Source organism: Pseudomonas sp. C9 (genome assembly GCF_002000165.1).
Lineage (GTDB): Bacteria > Pseudomonadota > Gammaproteobacteria > Pseudomonadales > Pseudomonadaceae > Aquipseudomonas.
The window spans coordinates 751,875-774,980 of record NZ_MPAK01000001.1; the positions used below are offsets into that span (position 1 = coordinate 751,875).

Here is a 23,106-nt window from a genome sequence, read left to right on the forward strand (position 1 = left end):
CTCAATCCATCTCGGTCGGCAGGGGACGCGGCAGATCATCGCCGGTCGAACCATCGAGCCAGTCGACTTTGGCCATCTTGCGCACCACGACGAACTCGTCGCGGTTGCAACCGACCGTGCCGTAATAGTTGAAACCGTAGGCTTGCTGGGCATAGCCGCCGATCATGTGGGTCGGCTTGAGCACCACCCGGGTGACCGAGTTGTGATGGCCGCCACGGGTCTTGGTGGTTTCCGAACCCGGCACGTTCACGATCCGTTCCTGGGCGTGGTACATCATCACCATGCCTTCCTTGACCCGCTGACTGACCACCGCCCGGGCCGTCAGGGCACCGTTGACGTTGAAGCATTCGATCCAGTCGTTGTCCTCGATACCGGCACGTTTTGCGTCGATTTCCGAGAGCCAGACAATCGGTCCGCCACGGCTCAGCGTGAGCATCAGCAGGTTGTCGCTGTAGGTGCTGTGGATGCCCCATTTCTGGTGCGGCGTGATCCAGTTCAGGACGATTTCGGTTTCGCCATTGCTGCGCTTGCCCTTCACCCCTTCGATGGTCCGCGTGTTGACGGGTGGGCGGTAACTCATCAGTTGCTCGCCGAACGCCTGCATCCACGGGTGATCCTGGTAGAACTGCTGGCGGCCGGTGATGGTGCGCCATGGAATCGCTTCATGAACGTTGGTGTAGCCGGCGTTATAGCTGACGTGATCGTCTTCCAGGCCTGACCAGGTCGGGCTGGAAATGATCTTGCGTGGCTGCGCCTGAATATCGCGGAAGCGAATCGCCTCGTGCGCCTTGGGCAGTGCCAGGTGGCTGTGGTCGATGCCGGTGAATTCCGACAGTGCGGCCCACGCCTTGACGGCAACATGGCCATTGGTTTCAGGGGCCAGGGACAGAATCACCTCGGCCGCATCGATGGCCGTTTCAATTTTCGGCCGCCCTTGGCTGATCCCGGGCTCGCGCTCGCGGTAATTGAGTTCGCCCAGGAATTTCACTTCTTCCTCGGTGTTCCAGTTGATGCCCTTGCCGCCGTTGCCATGCTTCTCCAGCAAAGGCCCCAAGGAGGTGAACTGCTTGTAGATGTTCGGGTAGTCGCGCTCCACCACTTGCAGGTTCGGTGCGTTTTTGCCGGGTTGCGGCGCCACGCCCTCACTTTTCCAGTCCGTACCGCCGAAAGGCTGGGCCAGTTCGCCGACGCTGTCATGCATCAACGGCACGGTGACCAGGTCCTGCTCGACACCCAGGTGACCGACCGCCATTTCGGAGAACGACTTGGCGATGCCCTTGTAGATTTCCCAGTCGGAGCGCGATTCCCAGGCCGGGTCAATGGCTGCCGACAACGGGTGAATGAAGGGGTGCATGTCCGAGGTGTTCATGTCGTCTTTTTCGTACCATGTGGCCGTCGGCAACACGATGTCGGAATAGACGCAGGTCGAAGACATGCGGAAGTCCAGCGTGGTGACCAGGTCGAGCTTGCCGATGGCGCCCTCGTCTACCCACTCGGCTTCGGTCGGTTTGCAGTCGCCGACCTTGCCGATGTCCTCGTTCATCACCCCGTTCTTGGTGCCCAGCAAGTACTTGAGCATGTACTCGTGGCCCTTGCCCGACGACCCCAACAGGTTGGAGCGCCAGATGAACATGTTGCGCGGGAAGTTGACCGGGCTGTCGGGCTGTTCGCAGGAAAAACGCAGCGAACCTTCGTGTAACGACTTGACCACGTAGTCTTTGGGCGCCATGCCGGCCGCAGCAGCGTCACGGCAAATGTGCAGCGGGTTGGTGTTCAACTGTGGCGCGCTAGGCAACCAGCCAGCACGTTCGGCGCGGATGTTGTAGTCCAGCGCATGCTCGGGGAACTGGCTCTTGTCTGCCAGCGGCGAGAGCACGTCGTGCATGCTCATCTTCTCGTGGCGCCACTGGGAACTGTGGGCGTAGAAGAAGCTGGTGCCGTTCATCTGGCGTGGCGGACGGCTCCAGTCCAGGCCGAACGCCAGGGGCAGCCAGCCGCATTGCGGACGGAGTTTTTCCTGGCCCACGTAGTGTGCCCAGCCGCCACCGGTCTGGCCGACGCAACCGCAGAGCATGAGCATGTTGATCAGCCCGCGGTAGTTCATGTCCATGTGGTACCAGTGGTTCATCGCCGCACCGACGATGATCATCGAACGACCACGGGTCTTGTCGGCGTTGTCGGCAAACTCACGGGCAATCTGGATCGCCTTCTCACGGCTCACGCCAGTGATCTGCTCTTGCCAGGCCGGGGTGCCGGGCACATTGGCGTCGTTGTAGTCCTTGGCCACGTTGGCGCCGCCCAGGCCGCGATCGATGGCCAGGTTGGCGGCCGACAGGTCGAACACGGTGGCCACTTTGGCCTGGCTGCCATCCGCCAGGGTCAGGCTGCGTACCGGCACACGACGGTACTGCACGGCATCGCCGGCGACGTGCTGGAAGTATTCCTGGGATTCACCGGCGAAGTACGGGAACGCCACTTCCGTGACCTCACCACCGATCAGGCTCAGGGTCAGATCGACTTCACGGCCCTCGCCGCCTTCACGGGCCTGGATGTTCCACTTGCCCTGCTCGCCCCAGCGATAACCGATCGAGCCTAGCGGCGAGACCAGTTCGCCGCTGGCGTCGAGGGCGATGGTTTTCCATTCCGGGTTGTTTTCCTGGCCGAGGTTGTCGGTCAGGTCCGAGGCCCGCAAGAAGCGATCCGGTTGATACCCGGCACCCGGCGCAACACCGAGCATCGGTTTGAGCAGCACCAGCACCGGCAGGTCGGTGAAGCGTTTGGCGTAGTCGGTGAAATAGGCGCTCGGCTTGTCCAGGTGGAATTCTTTGAAGATCACATGGTTGAACGCTTGAGCCAGTGCCGCGTCGGTGCCCTGCTTGGGGTTGAGCCACAAGTCGGTGAGCTTGGCCACTTCCGAATAGTCGGGGGTGATGGCCACGGTCTTGGTGCCCTTGTAGCGAACTTCGGTGAAGAAATGCGCGTCGGGGGTACGGGTCTGCGGAACGTTGGAACCCCAGGCAATGATGTAGTTGGAGTTGTACCAGTCGGCCGATTCCGGCACGTCGGTCTGCTCGCCCCAGACCATCGGCGAGGCCGGTGGCAAGTCGCAGTACCAGTCGTAGAAACTCAGGCAGGCGCCGCCGATCAGCGACAGGTAACGGGCGCCTGCGGCGTAGCTGACCATCGACATGGCCGGAATCGGCGAGAAGCCCACCACACGGTCAGGACCGTATTGCTTGATGGTGTAGACGTTGGCCGCGGCAATGATCTCGTTGACTTCCTCCCAGTTGGAACGGATGAAGCCGCCCATGCCGCGTTTGCTCTTGTAGGAGTCGGCCTTGGCTTTGTTCTCGACAATGCTGGCCCAGGCTTCGACCGGCGCCAGCTTCAGACGCGCCTCGCGCCACAACTTGAGCAATGGCTTGCGAATTTTCGGGTACTTGAGCCGGTTGGCGCTGTAGATGTACCAGCTGTAACTGGCCCCGCGCGGACAGCCGCGTGGCTCATGATTCGGCAGGTCGTTGCGGGTACGCGGGTAATCGGTCTGCTGGGTTTCCCAAGTGATCAGGCCGTTCTTCACGTAAATCTTCCACGAGCACGAACCGGTGCAGTTCACCCCGTGGGTGGAGCGCACGATCTTGTCGTACTGCCAGCGCGAGCGGTAGACATTCTCCCAGTCGCGGGACTCCTTGCGGGTCTCCCCGTGCCCCTCGGAAAACTCGCTTTGCTTGCGATTAAAAAACCGCAGTTGATCCAACAAATGACTCATGGTGCTTTCCTCTCAGGCTTGCTGCGGGGTTCTATGCCCCGCCCGTGCAAGGTTTGGATTCGGTTTCTGTCAGCAGGGCGTCGCAGCACCTTTTCGGGCGTACCACCACCAGGTCACCACAATGCAACTCAGGTAAAAGCCGACGAACATGTAGAAGGCCATCTCCGGGCCGCCGGTCTGGGCCATGGATGTGCCGAAGGATTTGGGAATGAAGAACGCCCCGAAGGCGCCCATGGCCGAGCTGAAGCCCAGGACGGCGGCCGACTCTTTGCCAGCATTTTTCAGGGCCTGTTCACGGACCTCCGGCGCCTTCCCGGCAGCCGCTTTTTCATGCAGGGTGCGGAAGATCACCGGGATCATGCGGAACGTGGAGCCGTTGCCCACGCCAGTGGTGATGAACAGCAGCATGAACATGCCGAGGTAGCCGTAGAAGTTGCCGCCGGTGCCGTTCTGCGGCAGGAAGTGCAGGACGCCGAAGACCATCACAATCATCAGCACGAAGTTCCACAGGGTGACCCGCGCACCGCCGAGCTTGTCCGCCAGCCAACCGCCCAATGGCCGCACCAGCGCGCCTACCAACGGGCCGAGGAAGGCAAATTTCAGCGCAACGACTTCGGGAAACGCGGTCTTGATCAGCAACGGAAAGGCTGCGGAGAAACCAATGAACGAACCGAAAGTGGCCAGGTACAACCAGCACATCAGCCAGTTGTGCTTGCGCTTGAAAATCACTGCCTGCTCGCTGAACGAGGCCCGTGCGCTGGACAAATCGTTCATGCAGAACCAGGCCAGCAAGGTCACCGCAATGATGAAGGGCACCCAGATGAAGCCGGCGTTCTGCAGCCACAGCTGACTGCCGTCTTCGAGTGTTTGCGGCTGGCCGCCGAGGACGCCGAACACCCCGAAGGTGATCACCAGCGGCACACTGAACTGCATGACCGAAACCCCCAGGTTGCCCAAGCCGGCGTTCAGGCCCAGGGCCGTGCCCTGCTGGGATTTAGGGTAGAAAAAGCTGATGTTGGACATGCTCGACGCGAAGTTGCCGCCGCCGAAACCGCACAGCAATGCAATCCACACAAACACGCTGTAAGACGTGCTCGGGTCCTGCACGGCAAACCCCATCCACAACGCCGGCAGCACCAGCGAAGCCGTGCTCAGGGCGGTCCAGCGGCGGCCGCCGAAAATCGGCACCATGAACGAGTAGAAAATCCGCAGGGTCGCACCGGACAACCCCGGCAACGCGGCCAGCCAGAACAACTGGTCAGTGGTGAAACTGAAACCGATGGCGTTCAGGCGCACGATCACCGTGCTCCAGACCATCCACACGGCAAACGCCAGCAGCAGTGCGGGAATGGAAATCCACAGGTTGCGCGTCGCCGTCTGTTTACCGCTACGTCCCCAGAACTCGGGATCTTCCGGGCGCCAGTCATGAATGACCGGCCCCTTGTCAGGCTTTTGCAGTACGGACATGGTTGTCTCCTTGAGCAATGCTGGAAATCTGAGTCGCGTTTGCCACGAGCGGCTTGCCGAGCAGCGGGCGGCGGCGTATTTCGCTGAAGTACATCCAGGCCAGGGACACCCAGACCACGCCGTACAACAACATGAAGCAGGAGGAGCGCACGCCGGTCAGGTCCATCAGCGCGCCGAACAGAATGGGCAGGACAAAGCCGCCCAAACCACCGGCCAGGCCGACGATGCCGGACACCGCGCCCATGTTTTTCGGGTAGTCGTTGGCGATGTATTTGAAGACCGAGGCCTTGCCGAACGCGAAGGCGATGCCCATGACGAACAGCAGCACGGTGAACAGCGCGGGATTGAGGCCGATGTGGAAATCCAGCGGGCCGTTGACGGTTTGCACTTGCAGTTGGGTCTGCGGATAGGACAGCAGGAACAGGCAGATCCAGCTCACCCACAACACCCACCAGGTCACGCTTTGCGCGCCCCAGCGATCGGACATCCAGCCACCGACGGCGCGCAGCACGCCGCCCGGCAAGGAGAAGCAGGCGGCCAACAGCGCAGCGCTTTGCAGGCTGAAACCGTATTCCTGCACGTAGTAGCGCGTCATCCACAGCGCCAGGGCGACATAGCCACCGAAGACGATCGAGTAGTACTGGCAATAGCGCCACACCGCCGGGTCTTTCAGTGCGCCAAGCTGCTGGCGAAGACTCGCGCCCGAGGCACTGCGATGCTGCTTGTTGTCTGAACTGAGAAACCAGAACAGCAGCGCAGTGATAAACAGAATTGCGCTGAAGACTTTCGGCACCAGTTGCCAGCTACCGGCGGCAATCAGCGCCGGGGCGAGAAACTTGGTGACGGCGGCCCCGGCATTTCCCGCGCCGAAGATGCCCATGGCAAAGCCCTGGTTGTCCTGGTCGAACCACTTGGCGACGTAGGCAATACCGACGGAAAACGAGCCCCCGGCCAGGCCGACGAACAGGCCCAGGACCAGGAACTGCCAGTACGCCGTGGCATGGCTGATCAGGTACAGCGGCAACACGCAGGACAGCATCAGCAGGAAAAACACGATGCGCCCGCCGAAGCGGTCGGTCAAAAGGCCCAGTGGCAAGCGTGCCAGCGAGCCGGTCAGCACCGGGGTGGCGGCCAACAGGCCGAACTGGGTTTCGTTGAGCTGGAGCAACTCCTTGATGGGCACGCCGAGCACGGCAAACATCATCCACACCATGAAGCACACGGTGAAAGCCAGCGTGCTCATGCCCAGCACCAGGCCTTGTCGTACACGCGGTTGAGTCATCTCGCTCTCCAGTCAATTAGCCATGACGGCAGACTAGAGAGGCCAACCCCGCAAAAACTTGATCCGGATCAACGAAGCCCCGAGGCCCACAAGCCTATGCTTGCGCAGCCTACCTCCAAGGAGGTAGTGCGCAAAAACCTGTAAACCCTTTGTTTATCAGCATCTTGCTGTTTCGTTTCAACGGCGTTGCTGACACCGATCGGTCGACAACTCTTTAGAGGTAGTGCGCCGGGTTCGGCGGCAAAACCATCACCGGTTGTTCCCTGGAGCTCTGCATGGCCGATTTTCACGTGTTTACCCAAGGCCTGCGCGAATGATCCGCTGGTTGCGCAGCTCCCTGCCCGCGCGCGCAGGTCTCGCGGTGATCCTGATTGCCGTGCTCGCCCTCGCCAGTTCGCTGAGCGCTGGCCTGATTGCCTGGTTCAGCCAGGGCGACGCGGCGGCGATCAACACCGCAGGCTCGGTGCGCATGGAGACCTATCACCTGAGCTGGAAACTGACCGCGGGGGCCGACACCAAAGAACTCGCCCGCGTTGCACAGAGCCTGCAACAGCGCCTCACCAGCCAGTCCCTCAAGACCGTGCTGGACGACGGCGCCAATCCCGACTTGCAACGCAGCTACCAGCAGCTCCAGCAAACCTGGAACGAAGACTTGCATCCGGCGTTGATCCGCGGCGATGCGACGACATTTCAGGCCGGCGCCCAGTCCTTCGTTGAACAACTGAACCGGTTCGTCAGCCTGTTGCAGCGCCAAAGCGAGCAAAAGCAAACCTGGCAGCAGGTGATTCAGGGGGCGGCCCTGTTTACCACCATGATCGTCCTGCTGATTGGCCTGTACGAACTGCAATGCAGCGTGGTGACCCCGCTGGGCGAATTGGTCGAGGCCACCCAACGCTTTCGCCGAGGCGACTTCAAGGCCCGGGTCAATCATCAGTCTCAAGACGAGCTGGGACAGTTGGCCATGAGCTTCAATGCCATGGCCGAAACCATCGAGGAGTCTCATCGCACCCTGGAAACACAGGTCCTGCAAAAGACCCTGAACCTGCAACAGGCCAACGCCGCCCTGGAATTGCTGTATCAAAGCAGTCGCAGCCTGGCCACACGCCTGGCCAACGCCGAGGGCCTGGACGAATTGATCCGGCGCTTCCAGACGCGCCTGCCCGGGTTGCGCCTGTCGCTGTGCCTGCAAGGCCAATTGCAGGCCCCGGCCCAGCAATTGCTCGCCCTGCATGGCGCCAGCAACCGGGAGGTCTGCGCCAGCAGCAATTGCGCCACCTGCCAGAAGCATCTTCAACCCCACCCGATCACGTTGAGCATCAGCAACCAGGGCAACGAACTGGGCGAACTCAAGGCTCACTTCATCGATGGACACGCCCCACAAGCCTGGGAAACCCAACTGATCCAGGCCCTGGCCAACCTCATCGGCACCTCGCTCTCGCTCAAGCGTCAGCGCGAGCAGGACCATCGCCTGTTGTTGCTCGAAGAGCGCACCATCATTGCCCGCGAGTTGCACGATTCTCTGGCCCAGGCCCTGTCGTACATGAAGCTGCAAGTCAGCCGCATGCAGACCCTGATGCGTCGGGGTGAGCCCGTGCAGACCTTGGAAAACGTCACCGCGGAACTGCGCGAAGGGCTGAACAATGCCTACCGCCAGTTACGCGAATTGCTGACCACCTTCCGCTTGCAGATTCACGACGCCGGCCTGATTCCGGAACTCAAGGAAACCGCCGAGGAGTTTTCCCGCCGGGGCGAGTTCCAGGTACACCTGCAGGTCGACAGCCTGGCGTTCGAAATGTCCGCCAGTGAGCAGATCCACATCCTCCAGATCACACGCGAGGCACTCTCCAATTGCCTGCGCCATGCCCACGCGCAAAACGCCTGGCTGCAACTGCGCCAGGACGGCGAGATCGTGCGGCTGTCGATCGAGGACGATGGCCGGGGCTTCAGCGACAGTTGCGATCAGCGCGAGCACCACGGCCTGACCATCATGAATGAACGTGCCCGCAGCTTGCACGGGCAGTTGCAGATCGTTTCCAGGGAGCCTCAGGGCACCCTCGTCCAGATGGAATTCCGACCGGAGTTTCTCGGACAACCCACAAAAGGTAGCGTCACATGAACCCGTCCCCGCAATACCGGATCCTGTTGGTCGACGATCACCCCATGATGCGTCGCGGCATCCGCCAGATGCTCGAACTTGAAGATGATTTCCTGATTGTCGGCGAAGCCAGCCACGGCGAGGAAGCCCTGGCCATGATCGAGCCGCTGCAACCTGACCTGTTGCTGCTCGATAACAACATGCCGCAAATGAATGGCATTGAAACCCTGCGACGCTTGCGGGCCATGCACTGCACCGCCAAGGTGCTGCTGTTTACGGTCTCCGATGCCGAAGACGATATTCGCGATGCATTGCGCCTGGACGCCGATGGCTACCTGCTCAAGGACATGGAGCCCGAACTGCTGATTCAGTACATCCGCGATGCCCTGGACGGCGCGCTGGTCGTCAGCCCAGGCCTGACCCGGGTCATGGCCCAGGCGCTGCGCTCACCTCCGCGCCAGGCCGAGGTCGAGCTGACCGAACGCGAGCGTCAGGTGCTCAAGACCATCGCCAGCGGCTTGAGCAACAAAGTGATCGGCCACAAGCTGGGCATCACCGAAGGCACGGTCAAGGTTCATGTGAAGAACCTGCTGCACAAACTGGGGCTGCGCTCGCGCGTCGAGGCCGCCGTGTGGGCGATGGAGCATCTGCGCAACACAGGCTGAGCACCATTCCCCTTTGGAGGTAGTCCGGTGGAGGCATAGGCCATGGGGCCAGCACGCTTTACCATGACCGGTAGCGGAGGTACGCCATGCTGACTCACCCTTCCACCGTTTTAATGTTGCGTCGTCATCACCTGTTCAAGCAATTGCCGGACAAGGTGTTTGAAGAAGTCTGTGGCCTGGCCACGCTCAAACGCCTGAGTTGTCACAGCACGCTCCTGCACCAAGGGGATCCGGCCAAGCGCTTTTTCCTGCTGATCAGCGGCCAGATCAAGCTCTATCGGATCACCGGCGAAGGCCAGGAAAACCTGGTGGAAATCATCCAGCCCGGGCAAACCTTTGCCGAGGCCCTGCTGTTCAGCCAGATCCGTTTTTACCCGGTGAGCGCCACGGCCCTGAAGGACTGCGTGCTGGTCAGCATCGAGGGCAGCCATTATCGCAACGCCCTGGAAGATCAGCCGAAAGTCTGCCTGGCGATCCTGGCGAGCATGAGCATTCACTTGCATCAGCGCCTCAAGGACATCGACACCCTGACCCTGACCAACGCCAGCCGGCGGGTGATCAATTTTCTGTTCCAGGAGCGCGACCCGGTCAACGGCCAGATCGTGCTGCAAGTCTCCAAACGCCTGGTGGCCTCGAAGCTGGGCATCCAGCCGGAAACCTTCTCGCGCATTTTGCATCGACTGGTGGAGAGCGGCCTGATCGCCATGGAGCGCCGCAACATCCGCATCCTCGCGGAAGACGAACTGGCGACTTATCACCCGTAACTGAACCGGTGGACTTGACCCTCATCAAGGCGCAAGGCGTACAGCCTTGCACACTGACCGGGTCCACCTGCGGAGAACCTTCATGCCCTCACCCACCTTGCCTCTGGTTTACTCCTGCTCAGGCTGCTCCAACGTTGCCCAACTGGCCAACACCCTGGCGGTGCGCCTGGATCGCCAGGGGCTTGCCGAAATGTCCTGCATTGCCGGGGTCGGCGGGCATGTCAGCGCGCTGGTCAACAAGGCACGCTCGGGACGCCGGATCCTGGCACTGGACGGCTGCCCCTTGCAGTGCGTCGAAAACTGTTTGAAACAGCATGGACTGCACGCCGACGTGCACCTGATTCTCAGCCACTACGGGCTGCGCAAACGCTATGCCGAGGACTGCACCGAAGCGCAGTGTGATGAGTTGTTTGAAGGGATCAAACAGTTGATAGCCAGTGATGCCCGGCCGCTTGAAAACCGGCAAACCGAAACCCACTGAAAAGGCCTGCCGGGCAAAACAAAACCCGTGTCGGAGCGAGCAGGCTCGCTCCGTTGATGGGTGTCGGTCAGCCTGCCGCCAACCCCTTCCCCGCCCGCTCCAGATTGCGCCACAGCCAGACAGGCAATACGTCCGGGTCGAGGCTGTCGATCAGGTTCTTCAGGGTCAATCCCAATTCGGTATCCCCCTCGATGACCAGGCGTCGACGGAAAAACAGGGTGTCCGGGTCCTCCTGCCGACTGGCCAGCAACAGAAACTCACGCCAGTTGCCACTGATGGTCACATCAGCCTCGGCCCGCTCGGCAATCTGTAGCCCGTCACGCGATCGACTCAAGTACCAGCAAAGCCCGAGGTCCGGGATGCGCAAGCACAGCCAGCGACCGCGCAACAGGTCGAACTCACCGTCACGCAACGGCTCGGCGAGACAGCGGTTGAGCGCCTGCTGCAACGCCAGGCGCTGCACCACAAAGGGCACCCGACGAACCAGTGGAAGCACCCGATCGGCACCGTACAACAGCCATTTTTTTCGCTTCAGCACAGGCCAGCCTCCTCAACACGCAACATCCCGGCCTGGCCATGCCAATAGCCATTGCAGCCATCGACAAACAGCGGTGGCGCCTCGCCCTGACGCACCCGTTGCCAGGCCTCAATCACCTCGACCATGCCCTGGGCCCGAGGGCTCAAGCGCACGATGTCCGCGCCGCTGGCCACCAGCCCCGGGTAATCGGCCAGCAGATTAGTCACCTCGGCCGACATCGTCTGAATACCGTTGAGGGTGAACAGCGCCTGCCCGGCCTGACTGCTCAGCGCCAGTCCATCGGGGTAGTTGATGCAACAGAACTGGCAGTCATCCTTGGGCCGGTTTTCTGCCCGGGCGGTAAAGCAGCGAGCGGAATAGGCCAGGGGTAAATGCCCATAGGCGAAGACTTCCACTTGCGGCACTTCACGGCCCAGCTCGCGCACCTGTTCAAGCACTGCGCGAATCAGCGCTGCCGAACACTCCACCGGCGGCACCCAACGGACCATGCCGCTGTCTTGCAGTTGCGTCAGGGCATGACCGTTGTACAGATTCAGCGCCGGCCCGCCCACAAACGGCAACTTGCGTTCGGCCAGCAGTTGCACTGCGCCCATGTCATTGGCTTCCACCAGCAACTCGCCGTTGTCGCACAGGCGACGCAGGCTGGAGAGTTCTGACGCGGCTTCGATCAGGGTCAGGCTGGACAGCACCAGTTGCGCCTGGCTACACGCCTGCAACTCGCGACCCAGGCCCAGCCATTGATCCAGGGAGAATGCCCGGCGCTTCGAGCACACGGTTTCTCCCAGGTAAATCACATCCAGGGGCAGGCTCGACATCTCGGCGTAAAATTGCCCCAATTGTTCCTTGTCCCAGTAATACAGGACCGGTCCCAGGCTCAGCTTCATGTTCAGCCCCTTATTGCCATGATCGATGGTAGGCACCCAGTGTGGTCTGGCTGCCTTCGGACAAACCGGCCAGCACCTGGCGCCACTGGTCTTTGACCTTGAAGCTCTTGGGCGACGCGCGATGGGTATCGAGGGCCGCGCGCCAGACCCGGGTGACTTGCTCGACATACGCCGGGCTACGCTGGCGGCCTTCGATCTTGACCGCTTCAACCCCGATGGCCGCGAGCTCCGGAAGCAGGTCCAGGGTGTCGAGACTGGTGGGTTCCTCCAGCGCATGGAAGCGCTTGCCGTTGACCAGAAAACGTCCCTTGCACAAGGTCGGATAACCGGCGGATTCGTCAGGGGTGTAGCGGTCGATCAGCACGTCATTGAGCCGTGCGCTCAGGCCTTCGGCATCTTCGCTCCAGCGTACGGCCTTGGCCGGCGAACAGACGCCGCACAAATTGGGAGACTCACCGGTAATGTAGGAAGACAGGTGGCAGCGCCCCTCGGCCATGATGCACAAACTACCGAAGCCGAAGACTTCGATGGGCACCGGGCTGTTGGCCGCGACCTGACGCACCTGGGCCAACGACAGCACCCGTGGCAGCACCGCACGACGAATGTTGTAGCGCTGCGCATAAAACGCCAGCGCCGCGGCATGGGTCGCGGAGCCCTGAACCGACAGGTGCAAGGTCAGTTGCGGGTGGCGCTCGCAGGCATACGCCAGAACCCCGGGGTCAGCAGCGATCAGCGCATCCACGCCAAAATCGGCGGCGCGATCCACCGCGCGCTGCCAGCGCTCCCAGCCCTTGGGCTGCGGGTAAGTATTGACCGCGACATAGAGTTTGCGTTGATGCTGGCGGATGTGTTCGACCGCCGCATCGAACTGCTTGTCATCCATGTTCAATCCGGCGAAATGGCGGGCATTGGTGTCATCACGAAAACCGACATAGACGGCGTCGGCGCCTTGGCGCACCGCCGCTTTGAGCGCAGGCAGGTTGCCTGCCGGGCAGACCAGTTGCATGGGGAATCCTCATCTAGGAACACGTCCGGACCCGCGCCCTGTCTTTCGGACAGGCCCGCAGTGTCGAGTGCGCCGCCAGTCTAGCGAGACCGGCGGCGACGGCCTTGACGGCAATCAATTGCCCTCAATGCATCAGGTCGGCGAAAGACAGGAACGCCACGTTGTCGTGCTTGTGCACCCGATGCTCGCGCTCCACGACGGCCAGGCCATCGGCCCAGCAGGCCGCCGTCAACATGGCCGAGCTCTGCTGCGGATGCAGTTCCACGCGCAATTGCCCGTCGGCATCGGGAACCAGTTTGGCTCGCAGGTATTGTCGGCGTTTGTTGCTTTGCAGCCAGTCGAAACCGGCCGGCAGCGCCATCGGGCGCGGCATCACCTGACTCACGCCCTGAGCCCTGAGCAGGAACGGACGCACCACCACCAACGCGGTGATCAACGCGGCCGAAGGATTGCCCGGCATGCCAATCCACGGCTTGCCGGCCACTTCGCCGAACGCTAGCGGTTTGCCCGGTTGTATCGCCAGCCGCCAGAAATCCACGCTGCCCAATTCATCGATGGCCCGCTTGAGATGGTCCTCCTCGCCGACCGACACGCCGCCCGAGGTCAGCAGCAGATCGCACTCCGACGACGCCAGGCTCAAGGCATGCCGACTGGCCGCCAACTCATCGGCCATGACCCCGTAGTCATGCACTTCGACGCCCCAGCCGCGCAACAGGGCGGACAGGCAATACCGATTGCTGTTGTAAATCTGCCCCGGCGCCAGTGATTCACCCGGTTCGCGCAACTCGTCACCGCTGCTCAACAGGCACACGCGCAACGGCCGATACACCTCGACCCGGGCAATCCCGGCACCGGCCAGCAGCCCCAATTCCTGGGCGCGCAAGCGCTTGCCGGCCATGAGCAACAGATGCCCCTGGCGGACTTCCTCGCCTTCCTTGCGCACGTGATCGCCCACCGTTGCCGGCGGCAACCAGACCTTGTCGCCCTCGACCTGACAACTCTCCTGCGGCACCACGGTGTCAGCACCCGGCGGCAGCGGCGCCCCGGTGAAAATCCGCACCGCTGTTTTCGCCGCCAAGGGCGAGAACGCCTGTTGTCCGGCGGCGATGCGTCCAGTCAACGGTAGCCAGCCCCCCGCCGCAGGCAGGTCGGCGGCCCTGAAGGCAAAACCGTCCATGGCGCTGTTGTCCCAGGCGGGCAGGTTCAGCGCAGAGTGAATGTCCACCGCCAGCACTCGCCCCAAAGCGTGTTCCAGGGGGATCGTCTGCACCGAGGGTGGCGGTGGTGCCTGGTCGAGCAGATGACTGATGGCCTCGTCCACCGGCATCAACTGACCGCTGTCGCAGACCCGCCCCGTCATGAGCGCACCTCACAGGCCTCAAGTACCTGCTGCGCCTGAGGCTTGAGGTGAGGGGCGAAATTGCACGGGCCGGTGCGGCTGTCCAGTTGCTCCAGCAGGATCTGGTTCCAGGCGGTGCGGCAGGCGCCCGGCGAGCCGGGAACACAGCACACCAACACCCCGTTGCTCATCCCGGCCAGGGCGCGCGACTGCAGACTGGACATGCCGATTTCCGCCAGGGACACCTGACGGAACAGCTCGCCGAAACCTTCCACATGCTTGTCCAGCAGCGGCAGCACCGCTTGCGGCGTGTTGTCCCGAGCGGTGAAACCGGTGCCTCCGGTCATCAACACCACTTGCACCTCGGGGTCGGCGATCCAGTGCGAGACCTTGGCGCGGATCTGATAGATATCGTCCGGCACCAGGCCTCGGTCGATCAGCACATGACCGGCCGCTTGCAGCAAATCGGCCAGGGTCTGCCCGGAGGTGTCGGTGGCAAAAGTTCGTGTGTCGCTGATGGTCAGCACGGCAATGTTCAAGGGTTGAAACGTGCGTTGCGTCAGATGGGCCATGTTCAAGCCTTCCCGTAGATGAGGGTATGACCAAGCCTGAACCGGAATGGCCAACGAGCCTATTCCTCCAAGGAGGTACCTCGTCAGGATCAAGACGTGCGTCGCCACACGTCCAGTTCAATGCACATCAGGGCGCCAGGCGATTGCGCTGCCACAGACCGTCGACCAGGCGGTAATCCAGACGGTCGTGCAAACGATCGGCGCGCCCCTGCCAGAACTCCATGCGATCAGGGTGCAGACTGTAGCCGCCCCAATGCTCGGGCCTGGGGACGGTCTGGCCGACAAAACGTTTGATGGTGTCCGCCAGCAAGCTTTCAAGCGCTGCCCGATCGGCCAGAGGACGGCTTTGCGGCGAGGCCCAGGCCCCCAGGCGACTGCCGATGGAACGGGAATCGAAGTACGCATCCGACAGTGAGGGGTCAAGCCTGGACACCCGGCCTTCGATACGCACCTGCCGCTCCAGTCCAGGCCAGAAAAATGTCATCGCGGCAAAGGGGTTGGCCGCCAGTTGCTGCCCCTTGTCGCTGTGGTAATTGCCGAAAAAAGTGAACCCTTCATCGCTCAAGCCCTTGAGCAGCAAGACCCGGCAGTGCGGGCGCCCATCACTGTCGACCGTCGACAGCATCATGCTATTGGCTTCGACAGGAGCACACTCGGTGTCGCGGGCCTGTTGCATCCATTGCCGAAACATCACCAGCGGGTCGTCCATCGTCGCGTCGTCTTGCAGACCATGGTGGGTGTATTGCCGGCGCATTTGTGCCAGGGAAAGAGGCATGACCGTGATCTCCTTAGGGTTTTGTCCAGTGTGCGAGGCACTGCACACGCCCACCTTGACCACCATCAACACTCAGCGTCGAAGCCACGTCGCCCTTGCCTACTTGAGCCCCAGACGCCGTGCCAGTTTGTGCAGGTTGCTGGGGTCGACTTCCAGCAGTCGCGCGGCACTGGCCCAGTTTTCCCCGGACAGGCTCAGGGCCTGGCGTATTTTTTGTCGCTGGTAATCGTCGACCGCTTCGCCCAGCGGCTGAAAAGGCAGGTCCGACGTCACATCCGGGCCAGGCTCGACAGCCGCCCCGAGGGCACCGGTCGCACTGTCGAGGTCGAGGATTTCGGGCTCCAGCGTCATGATCAGTGTGCGACTGGTGCCGCGACTGAGTTGCTTCAACGCGGCTCGACTGATGACATGTTCCAGCTCTCGCACATTGCCCGGCCAGGTATAAGCCAGCAACGCCCGCTCGGCCGATGGCGACAATCGCAAGCCGCGCAAGCCAAGCCGCGCCCGATTGAGTTCAAGGAAATGCCCGGCCAGCATCAGCACGTCGTTACCGCGTTCGCGCAGGGCCGGAATCGGCACCGGGTACACCGAGAGCCGGTGGTACAGGTCCGCGCGAAACAAGCCATCGCGGATGCTGTCGGGCAGGTGCCGGTTGGTGGCGGCGATGATTCGCACATCGACGTGCAATGGCTTGTCCGCGCCCAGGCGCTGGATCTCACCGTTCTGCAGGGTGCGCAGCAGTTTCGCTTGCACGCTCAAAGGCAACTCACCGACCTCATCGAGAAACAGCGTGCCCCCGTTGGCGGCATCGAAGCGCCCGGCGCGGTCACTGGTGGCGCCGGAGAAAGCGCCTTTGACATGACCGAACAATTCGCTCTCTGCCAGCGACTCGGGCAATGCCGCGCAATTGACCTGAATCAGCGGCTTGTGGCTACGCCGTGACAGTCGATGCAAGCGCCGGGCGAACAGTTCTTTGCCAACGCCGGTCTCGCCCAGCAACAGCACCGGCAAATCGGAGTCGCCCAGGACATCCAGTTCGTTGAGCAATTGGTGCAAGGCTTCGCTCTGCCCAAGAATCTCGCCTTCCTCGACGGGCACTCGCAGGTCCTGGAGATCGCTGCGCGACAAACGCAGACTGCGGATCTCCTGCTCCAGTCGAGTCACCCGCACGGCCGCTTCGATCTGCAAGGTACAACGCTTGAGTTCCTCGTGCGCATGGCTGTCGAAGGTGCCAGCGTGCAATGCATCCAGGGTGATCGCCCCCCAGATTCGACCTTCGACATAGAGGCTCACCCCCATGCAGTCGTGCACCGGCAGTGGTTCGCCGACGTGGTTGTCGAGCAAGCCGTCGTAGGGGTCCGGCAGGCGGCTGTCAGGCTCGAACCAGACCGGCTCGCGCGACGCCATGATCGCCGCCAGTCGAGGGTGCTGAGCGATGACAAAACGACGCCCCAACGCTTCGTGAACCAGCCCCACGGTCGCCACCGGCCTGAGGCTGTCATCGTCCAGACGCAGCAACCCCACGGCACCGCTGTTGAAGTATTCACGCAAGGTCTGGACCAGTCGTTGCAACCGTACCGCATTGGGCAACTCGACGATCAAGTCGGCTGCCAGGCTTTCACGCAACATGGTAGTCATTACCCTCTATGGTTGGATTCACCCTAAGGCGTCAGGGTACTTTTCACCACTGCTAAAAATTAATCCATGGTTATCAATCAGTTAAATATGGCATGCCGGATGCAACGAGCCTGGGGAACCGTTGAAACTCAAATAAAGGAACCCTGATGAGCCAGACCCTACTGGAACAAAGCCTCGGCCAACTGGCCTGCGACATTCCCGGTGCCACCCGGATTTTTCATACCTTCAATCTGGACTTCTGCTGCGGCGGGCATAAAAGCCTGCGCGAGGCGACCCTTGGCAAGGGCCTCGATCCACTGCTGATTGCTGACGCCCTGCAGGACCTGCAAGACGCCGGCGAAACCCAGCACGATTGGCGCAACGAGCCTTCGCATGTGTTGATCGCTCACCTCCTGACCCGCTACCACGCCCGCCACCGCGAGCAACTGCCGGAACTGATCCGCCTGGCCCGCCGTGTAGAACAGGTGCACGGCGCCCGCACCAGTTGCCCCAACGGCCTGGCTGATCTGCTGGCCGACATGCAGCAGGAACTCGAAGGCCACATGCTCAAGGAAGAACAAGTACTCTTCCCGATGCTGCAACAAGGCATCGGCGCTCAAGCCGCGCCACCGATTCAGGTACTGCGCTTCGAACATGATCAACATGGCCAGGCCCTTGAGCAGATGCTCACCCTGACCCACCACATCACCCCGCCCGCCGATGCCTGCAACACCTGGCGCGCACTCTATCGCGGGCTGCTGGAATTCAAGGACGACCTGATGCAGCACATCCATCTGGAAAACAACGTGTTGTTCATTAACGCCCTGAACCCACACCACTGATCGATTGACCCGTCACACCCAACCCCGCGCCAACCCATCGGTTGACGCGGGGTTTGTCTGTGAACGACTGCGTGCAATCAACCCCAATAAAACATCGCCTTGGCCAGGATCACGATCACCACCATGTGCGCGAGAATGCTGCGACGAATCCAGCTGGCGCGGAGCGTGGTCAGCCGCGCGCTTTTGAGCCAGTACGCCAGCAACAAGTAATGACCAATGATGCTCAGGGCCAGCAGAATCTTCAGGCTCAGCAACGTGCCAAAGCGGCTGTCCAGCGGGTGGCTCAACACTTCTCGGTAACGCCACGCCAGGCTGATGCCGGCGCCATACAACAGCACCACCACGCCATGCAGGACTTTGCGCGAACGCACGGCAATGGCTTGATCCGCCGTTACTTGTGCGGTGTCCGCCAACTGCTGGCGCGCGCGGTGCCAGATGACCACTTCGAAAAACAGCGTGCCGATGAAGGCGATGGCCGCCAACAGGTGGATCACCAATAGAAAGGGATACATCACCGATTACCTCCCTGCGTTTGCCTGATTATCCCGGATGACCATCCACCCGGGCTCGCAGCAACATCGGCCCATAGCGCCAGGCGTACAGTGCGAACGCCAGCGTCCAGCACAGCCCCGCCAGCCACAACGCGGTCAGGGGCAGAAACACAATCAACACCACCCGACTCAGGCACGCCAGGTTGAGCAAAATGAACGCCAGGGTCATGCCCGACGGCGGTTCCAGTGCACGACCGGTATGCCCCAGACTCACTCGCGCAATCATCGCCAACACCAGGCCGCCCATCGCCCCTATCGTCAGGCAATGCACCGCCAGGCTCGGGCTCAACGGCGCGCCGAAATGCCACAGCGCCATTCCCAGGCACGCCACCGCCAACCAGCCATACGCCAGGTGCAACGACCACAACAAGGGCACGCGCCACAGTGCCCGGTCATGCCAGCGAACCAGGCGCACCAGATGCCCCGCCCCCAGCACCGCGAACAACAGGCCGACCCAGACATTGGGGTTGAGCGCCGGCCCTGCGGCATACAACAACGCCACGAGGGGCGAACCGATCAGCAGCAGCCAATCAAGCCACGGCCAGGCAACAACGCCTTCGACCCGACCCAACCCGCGCTGAGTGAAGAACGGAATGACGCGCCCGCCAATCAAACCCATCATCGCCGCCACCAGCCAGATCCCGGTCAGCACGCCTTGGCGCTGCCAGCCTTCATGGCCTTCGAGCAGTCCGAGCAGGGACAATCCGTCAGCCACGGCCAGCAACAACAGGACCACGACAATCGGGTAATTGCGCTTCTGCCGCACCTTCCACAGGGTGAACCCCATGAGTGCCGCCACTGCTAACGGAAACGCCATTTCCAGTACGGCCAGTAATGGCCACGGCGCATTGGCCAACCAGGCCACGCGCGCCAGCAACCACAACAACGCCAGAGCCGCCAGCGGTTTGCCGCTGATACCGGGGCGACTGGTCCAGGTCTGCACGGCGGTCAGCAAAAAGCCCGCGATAATCGCCAGCCCAAACCCGAACAGCAACTCATGGCGATGCCAGCCCAACCACCCACCGGCCGGCTGCCAATCAGCAATCGAACCGCTAAAGGCTGCCAGCCAGAGCGGTATGACCAGCACTGCCAAGCCGCAACCGGCGAGGAAAAATGGCCGAAAGGCCAGACGTAACAGCGGCGCGATTGCCATCGCTTTACGGCGGTCAAGCACTTGCATAAAGCCACTCCTCTACCTTGTTGCTGGCCCGCGAGGTCAATCCTGGGGGCCATCATCGGGTATCACTGATCAATTGCCTTTGTCGCAGATCAAGTGTGCAAGGGGCGTACCGTTCAAGGTCCGAACGCCGCTCCTGCGGGGACGGAGCAAGCGCCCTCACCACAAAAGGATCAGCAATAGGGTAAAAATAACCCTTAAATGGTTTTTATAACCCTAACGCACAGGGTCATTTATACCCCGACTCATAAAAACCCCTCTAAATCAGGGCCCGCAGAGATGGCCCGCGTCTTGCTCTAGCCCCAGCAAGTCCAAGAAACCTCGATCCCCGGGAGCCCTCATGAAAAAGATCCTCCAGCCACTGGCCTGGTTCGTGGTGTTGACCTCCGTCGTGGCCGTCGCCAGTGGCGTGTCTTTGGGTCTCGTCTGATTTTTTCGCCAACCCCTGCACAACCTTCAGGATGAATTTTTATGGTGCTTCATCGCGTCCACCACCAGATTTTGCGCAGTCATCATTTGTTCGAGCCGTTGAATGAAGAACAGCTGGATGAATTGATGAGTACCAGCCAATTGCTGAGCATCGACAAAGGCGAGCCGTTGTTTCGTCAGGGCGAGCCGGCCGACTCGTTCTATTTCGTGATTGCAGGGGCGGTGAAGATCTACCGCCTGACACCTGACGGGCAGGAAAAAGTGTTTGAGGTCCTCGGCGATCGGCAGACCTTCGCCGAGGCGATGATGCTAATGGACACGCCGAATTATGTGGCCTCGGCCGAAGCGGTTTGCCCCACCCAGCTCTACCGGTTATCCAACAGCACCTACATGCGCCTGCTTCAGAGCAACAGCCGGCTGACGTTTGCGCTGCTCGGCAAGCTCTGCGTGCGCCTGCATCAACGGGTCAATGAAATCGAAACCCTGTCACTGAAGAATGCCACCCACCGGGTCGTGCGCTATCTGCTGACACAACTGGTGCGCCAGCAAACCGTTGACAGTCAATTCGAGCTGCCGATGGCCAAGCAACTGATTGCCGGTCATCTCTCGATCCAGCCAGAAACGTTTTCGCGGATTATCCGCCGCTTGATTGATGAAAACATCATCGCTCAGGACGGCCGCCATATCGCCATTCTTGATCGCCTGCGCCTGGAACAGTTCGAGTAAACGCCATGCCCACCTGCCTGTATTGCCAACATGGCAACCCACCCCACCAGAGTGATTGCCGCCAATGCGGCATGCCTCTGCCTGCACTGGCCGAGCGTGCCGGGGAGCGGCGTCAGCGTCGATTCCTGTGGTTCTGCATCACCCTGACACTCTTTTGCGTGACGATGTTTTTCTGGCTGCCGCGCAGCATCGTTTGATGCTGCGCTGTGCCGGCCCCCCCTTTCAACCCTGAGTCAGTTGGCGATACAACTGCGGTAACCGCAGCGGCAGCTGTTCGGGCTGGCGGATCAGAGTGTAGCCATTGGCACCAAACATGTACGGCAGGTAATCCCCGGCCTCACGGTCAATCGTGATGCAGAACGGCGTCAACCCTTGGCGCCGCGCCTCCAGCACGGCCTCACGGGTGTCTTCGACACCGTACCGCCCCTCATACAGATCCAGATCATTGGGCTTGCCATCCGTCAGCAGCAGCAACAGTTTGCTGCGCCGTTTGCTGCTGCCGAGCAAGTGCGTGGCCTGGCGAATAGCCGCGCCCATGCGCGTGTAGTAACCCGGTTTGAGCCCTTGAATGCGCCCCCGGCTGGTGTCGTCATAGCGTTGTGTGAAGGACTTGAGTTCCTGCATGCGCACCTGCTGACGACGCAGCGAGGAAAACCCGTACAGGGCAAAGTCATCACCCAACGCCGACAAGGTTTCGCCGAACAACAGCAGGCTGTCGCGGATCACGTCGATGACGCGATGTTCATCGTTCAAATGAGCGTCGGTCGACATCGACACATCGGCCAGTAACAGACACGCCAGGTCGCGACGGGTTTGACGGTGCTCCATGAACAGCCCCCGTTCGGCGCACTGGCCATGGGCGCGCTCAACGTGAAAATCCAGCCAGGCCTGCATGTCCAGTTCCGAGCCCTGGGGTTGCTGGCGCAACCATTGGCGATCGTTGCGCAAATGCTCGAACTGGCGCCGCAAACGATGCGCCGAGGCCTTGAGCCGTGGCGGCAGCGGTTGAGCTTCGCAGTCGCGGGGGATCATCATTTGCAGGCTGACGAAGTCGTCCTGCAGGCGTTTTTTTCGATAGTCCCACTCCGGCAACCGGATCCCCTCGCCCAGGGGAATATCGTCGACATCGGCCGGCGGCAAATCCAGGTGCAGCTTGAGACCACCGCCCTTGCGCAGGCGTGTGCGCGACAGGGTCAATTCGTCTAGATCGTCCGCCACTCGGGCCGCATCCGGGTCTTCGCTGTCGTCCGACCAGCGATCCAGGTCAACGTGTTCGGTCCAGCTGAACAGGTTCTCCAGACGGACGATCAACAGCCCGCCATCACGGGTGTTTTCATCGATTCGTGTGGCGCGCTTGCGTCCGCTTTTCTGCTCACCGGGAGGGGTCGCCAGGAACTCTTCGGATTCATCGCCCAGCTCGGCAGTCTGTGGACTGGCGAGATGCTGTGGCGGGTACAACCACAGGGGCAGCGGCCACGCGGCCCGTTCGCTGCGAGGAAAATGCTCGACACTGCCCGGTTCGCGTAGCGCCTGGCATAACGCCCGTTCCAGCGCCGCTTCGCTGCGGTTCAAGGACGCCGGATCGGGGCGCAATTGCAGGTGCGCATCGACCAGTCGCTTATACCGGGCGCGCAACGCCGGGTAGCGCTGCAACAGCAATCGCGTCCAGCGTTGATTGTCCCGCCCCCAATGCCGCATGCGGCCGGCCTGCGCCGCCAGCAACGTGAGCCAACGATAGAGTTCCTCGTTCAGTGCGGCATCCGGGAAGACAGCGAGGCTCGACGGCAGGCGAAGGTGAGTCTCATCGCACCACGCCAACGGCACTTGCTTGCAGGTGCCGGCGATCTGTTGCAGCAAGTTGCGCCGCAGCAGCAAGTCGCGGTCGCTGGCGGCTTCGACCCCCATGCCACTGGCGCCGCCCATGGCGCGAAACAACAGCGCCAACGGGCGTTGCCGGGTGTCCAGTTCGACGCGCGCCTCAGGGAAATCCGGGCTGGCGTGCCGGGTGATGAAACGGTGCCAGACACTGCCGGCCCACTCTTCCAGTTCGACGGTAAAGGCCATGATTGCTGCCCTTCTTGAACACAAAAAAAACGGCCCGCTGTATCAGCCGGGCCGACCTTTTCT

20 protein-coding genes are annotated in these 23,106 nt (G+C 61.6%); 7 read left to right on the top strand and 13 right to left on the bottom strand.

Annotation, left to right across the window (positions count from 1 at the left end):
* Nucleotide 1 precedes the first annotated feature (1 nt).
* From BMS17_RS03465 to BMS17_RS03475, 3 genes are all read right to left on the bottom strand, one after another.
* Entirely contained in the window at nt 2-3,769 is a 3,768-nt protein-coding gene (locus BMS17_RS03465) for a nitrate reductase subunit alpha (RefSeq protein WP_077430425.1), read from the bottom strand.
* A 69-nt stretch (nt 3,770-3,838) separates the two neighbouring features.
* Entirely contained in the window at nt 3,839-5,236 is a 1,398-nt protein-coding gene (locus tag BMS17_RS03470; RefSeq protein WP_046028069.1) for a NarK family nitrate/nitrite MFS transporter, read from the bottom strand.
* A complete protein-coding gene (locus BMS17_RS03475) occupies nt 5,214-6,518 on the bottom strand; it encodes a nitrate/nitrite transporter (protein WP_046028070.1) in 1,305 nt (434 codons plus the stop codon). Before BMS17_RS03475 ends, BMS17_RS03470 begins: the two co-directional genes overlap by 23 nt.
* 313 nt (nt 6,519-6,831) lie before the next feature.
* On the opposite strand from BMS17_RS03475, the gene BMS17_RS03480 reads away from it, so the two are divergent.
* The 4 genes from BMS17_RS03480 (at nt 6,832) to BMS17_RS03495 (ending at nt 10,523) form a co-directional block, all read left to right on the top strand.
* Nucleotides 6,832-8,634: a HAMP domain-containing protein gene (locus tag BMS17_RS03480; protein WP_077430426.1), complete on the top strand. Its 1,803-nt coding sequence runs from the start codon at nt 6,832-6,834 to the stop codon at nt 8,632-8,634.
* On the top strand, nt 8,631-9,278 hold the full coding sequence (narL, locus tag BMS17_RS03485; RefSeq protein ID WP_046028073.1) for a two-component system response regulator NarL: 648 nt from the start codon (nt 8,631-8,633) through the stop codon (nt 9,276-9,278). The genes BMS17_RS03480 and narL overlap by 4 nt, the downstream gene beginning before the upstream one ends.
* A gap of 86 nt (nt 9,279-9,364) precedes the next feature.
* Nucleotides 9,365-10,042 carry a Crp/Fnr family transcriptional regulator gene (locus BMS17_RS03490; RefSeq protein ID WP_046028074.1) on the top strand — a complete coding sequence of 226 codons (678 nt, stop codon included), beginning with the start codon at nt 9,365-9,367 and terminating at the stop codon, nt 10,040-10,042.
* 82 nt (nt 10,043-10,124) lie between these two features.
* The gene (locus BMS17_RS03495) at nt 10,125-10,523 is read left to right on the top strand and encodes a putative zinc-binding protein (protein WP_046028075.1); all 399 of its coding nucleotides are present in this window, start codon (nt 10,125-10,127) and stop codon (nt 10,521-10,523) included.
* 67 nt (nt 10,524-10,590) lie between these two features.
* Here the strand turns inward: BMS17_RS03495 and BMS17_RS03500 are convergent, their stop codons facing one another.
* The 7 genes from BMS17_RS03500 to norR all read right to left on the bottom strand — a co-directional run bounded on the left by BMS17_RS03500 (nt 10,591) and on the right by norR (nt 17,266).
* Nucleotides 10,591-11,061 carry an SCP2 domain-containing protein gene (locus tag BMS17_RS03500; RefSeq protein WP_046028076.1) on the bottom strand — a complete coding sequence of 157 codons (471 nt, stop codon included), beginning with the start codon at nt 11,059-11,061 and terminating at the stop codon, nt 10,591-10,593.
* Nucleotides 11,055-11,945: a U32 family peptidase gene (locus BMS17_RS03505; RefSeq protein ID WP_046028078.1), complete on the bottom strand. Its 891-nt coding sequence runs from the start codon at nt 11,943-11,945 to the stop codon at nt 11,055-11,057. Before BMS17_RS03505 ends, BMS17_RS03500 begins: the two co-directional genes overlap by 7 nt.
* Nucleotides 11,946-11,955: 10 nt before the next feature.
* Nucleotides 11,956-12,951, bottom strand: a complete 996-nt coding sequence (locus BMS17_RS03510) for a peptidase U32 family protein (RefSeq protein ID WP_077430427.1) — start codon at nt 12,949-12,951, stop codon at nt 11,956-11,958.
* Nucleotides 12,952-13,075: 124 nt separating this feature from the next.
* Entirely contained in the window at nt 13,076-14,311 is a 1,236-nt protein-coding gene (gene glp, locus BMS17_RS03515; protein WP_077430428.1) for a gephyrin-like molybdotransferase Glp, read from the bottom strand.
* Complete coding sequence (moaB, locus tag BMS17_RS03520; RefSeq protein ID WP_046028081.1) at nt 14,308-14,862, bottom strand: molybdenum cofactor biosynthesis protein B; 555 nt, start codon at nt 14,860-14,862, stop codon at nt 14,308-14,310. Before moaB ends, glp begins: the two co-directional genes overlap by 4 nt.
* A 127-nt stretch (nt 14,863-14,989) precedes the next feature.
* Entirely contained in the window at nt 14,990-15,637 is a 648-nt protein-coding gene (gene pdxH, locus BMS17_RS03525; RefSeq protein ID WP_077430429.1) for a pyridoxamine 5'-phosphate oxidase, read from the bottom strand.
* Between the two features lie 99 nt (nt 15,638-15,736).
* A complete protein-coding gene (norR, locus tag BMS17_RS03530) occupies nt 15,737-17,266 on the bottom strand; it encodes a nitric oxide reductase transcriptional regulator NorR (protein WP_046028272.1) in 1,530 nt (509 codons plus the stop codon).
* A 155-nt stretch (nt 17,267-17,421) separates the two neighbouring features.
* On the opposite strand from norR, the gene ytfE reads away from it, so the two are divergent.
* The gene (gene ytfE / locus BMS17_RS03535) at nt 17,422-18,096 is read left to right on the top strand and encodes an iron-sulfur cluster repair protein YtfE (protein WP_046028084.1); all 675 of its coding nucleotides are present in this window, start codon (nt 17,422-17,424) and stop codon (nt 18,094-18,096) included.
* 77 nt (nt 18,097-18,173) lie between these two features.
* Here the strand turns inward: ytfE and BMS17_RS03540 are convergent, their stop codons facing one another.
* A complete protein-coding gene (locus BMS17_RS03540; protein ID WP_046028085.1) occupies nt 18,174-18,608 on the bottom strand; it encodes a membrane protein in 435 nt (144 codons plus the stop codon).
* 28 nt (nt 18,609-18,636) lie between these two features.
* A complete protein-coding gene (locus BMS17_RS03545; RefSeq protein WP_046028086.1) occupies nt 18,637-19,827 on the bottom strand; it encodes an NnrS family protein in 1,191 nt (396 codons plus the stop codon).
* Nucleotides 19,828-20,295: 468 nt separating this feature from the next.
* On the opposite strand from BMS17_RS03545, the gene BMS17_RS03550 reads away from it, so the two are divergent.
* The gene (locus BMS17_RS03550) at nt 20,296-20,979 is read left to right on the top strand and encodes a Crp/Fnr family transcriptional regulator (protein WP_046028087.1); all 684 of its coding nucleotides are present in this window, start codon (nt 20,296-20,298) and stop codon (nt 20,977-20,979) included.
* 5 nt (nt 20,980-20,984) lie between these two features.
* Nucleotides 20,985-21,176: a protein DnrP gene (locus BMS17_RS03555; RefSeq protein WP_077430430.1), complete on the top strand. Its 192-nt coding sequence runs from the start codon at nt 20,985-20,987 to the stop codon at nt 21,174-21,176.
* 25 nt (nt 21,177-21,201) lie between these two features.
* Here the strand turns inward: BMS17_RS03555 and BMS17_RS03560 are convergent, their stop codons facing one another.
* The gene (locus BMS17_RS03560) at nt 21,202-23,043 is read right to left on the bottom strand and encodes a nitric oxide reductase activation protein NorD (protein ID WP_046028090.1); all 1,842 of its coding nucleotides are present in this window, start codon (nt 23,041-23,043) and stop codon (nt 21,202-21,204) included.
* Nucleotides 23,044-23,106: the final 63 nt, after the last annotated feature.

Bases quoted from the DNA above. Each gene is read 5' to 3' on its own strand.
- BMS17_RS03465 (WP_077430425.1), bottom strand. From the start codon at position 3,769: ATGAGTCATTTGTTGGATCAACTGCGGTTTTTTAATCGCAAGCAAAGC.
- BMS17_RS03470 (WP_046028069.1), bottom strand. From the start codon at position 5,236: ATGTCCGTACTGCAAAAGCCTGACAAGGGGCCGGTCATTCATGACTGG.
- BMS17_RS03475 (WP_046028070.1), bottom strand. From the start codon at position 6,518: ATGACTCAACCGCGTGTACGACAAGGCCTGGTGCTGGGCATGAGCACG.
- BMS17_RS03480 (WP_077430426.1), top strand. From the start codon at position 6,832: ATGATCCGCTGGTTGCGCAGCTCCCTGCCCGCGCGCGCAGGTCTCGCG.
- narL (WP_046028073.1), top strand. From the start codon at position 8,631: ATGAACCCGTCCCCGCAATACCGGATCCTGTTGGTCGACGATCACCCC.
- BMS17_RS03490 (WP_046028074.1), top strand. From the start codon at position 9,365: ATGCTGACTCACCCTTCCACCGTTTTAATGTTGCGTCGTCATCACCTG.
- BMS17_RS03495 (WP_046028075.1), top strand. From the start codon at position 10,125: ATGCCCTCACCCACCTTGCCTCTGGTTTACTCCTGCTCAGGCTGCTCC.
- BMS17_RS03505 (WP_046028078.1), bottom strand. From the start codon at position 11,945: ATGAAGCTGAGCCTGGGACCGGTCCTGTATTACTGGGACAAGGAACAA.
- BMS17_RS03510 (WP_077430427.1), bottom strand. From the start codon at position 12,951: ATGCAACTGGTCTGCCCGGCAGGCAACCTGCCTGCGCTCAAAGCGGCG.
- glp (WP_077430428.1), bottom strand. From the start codon at position 14,311: ATGACGGGGCGGGTCTGCGACAGCGGTCAGTTGATGCCGGTGGACGAG.
- moaB (WP_046028081.1), bottom strand. From the start codon at position 14,862: ATGGCCCATCTGACGCAACGCACGTTTCAACCCTTGAACATTGCCGTG.
- pdxH (WP_077430429.1), bottom strand. From the start codon at position 15,637: ATGCCTCTTTCCCTGGCACAAATGCGCCGGCAATACACCCACCATGGT.
- norR (WP_046028272.1), bottom strand. From the start codon at position 17,266: ATGTTGCGTGAAAGCCTGGCAGCCGACTTGATCGTCGAGTTGCCCAAT.
- ytfE (WP_046028084.1), top strand. From the start codon at position 17,422: ATGAGCCAGACCCTACTGGAACAAAGCCTCGGCCAACTGGCCTGCGAC.
- BMS17_RS03540 (WP_046028085.1), bottom strand. From the start codon at position 18,608: ATGTATCCCTTTCTATTGGTGATCCACCTGTTGGCGGCCATCGCCTTC.
- BMS17_RS03545 (WP_046028086.1), bottom strand. From the start codon at position 19,827: ATGCAAGTGCTTGACCGCCGTAAAGCGATGGCAATCGCGCCGCTGTTA.
- BMS17_RS03550 (WP_046028087.1), top strand. From the start codon at position 20,296: ATGGTGCTTCATCGCGTCCACCACCAGATTTTGCGCAGTCATCATTTG.
- BMS17_RS03555 (WP_077430430.1), top strand. From the start codon at position 20,985: ATGCCCACCTGCCTGTATTGCCAACATGGCAACCCACCCCACCAGAGT.
- BMS17_RS03560 (WP_046028090.1), bottom strand. From the start codon at position 23,043: ATGGCCTTTACCGTCGAACTGGAAGAGTGGGCCGGCAGTGTCTGGCAC.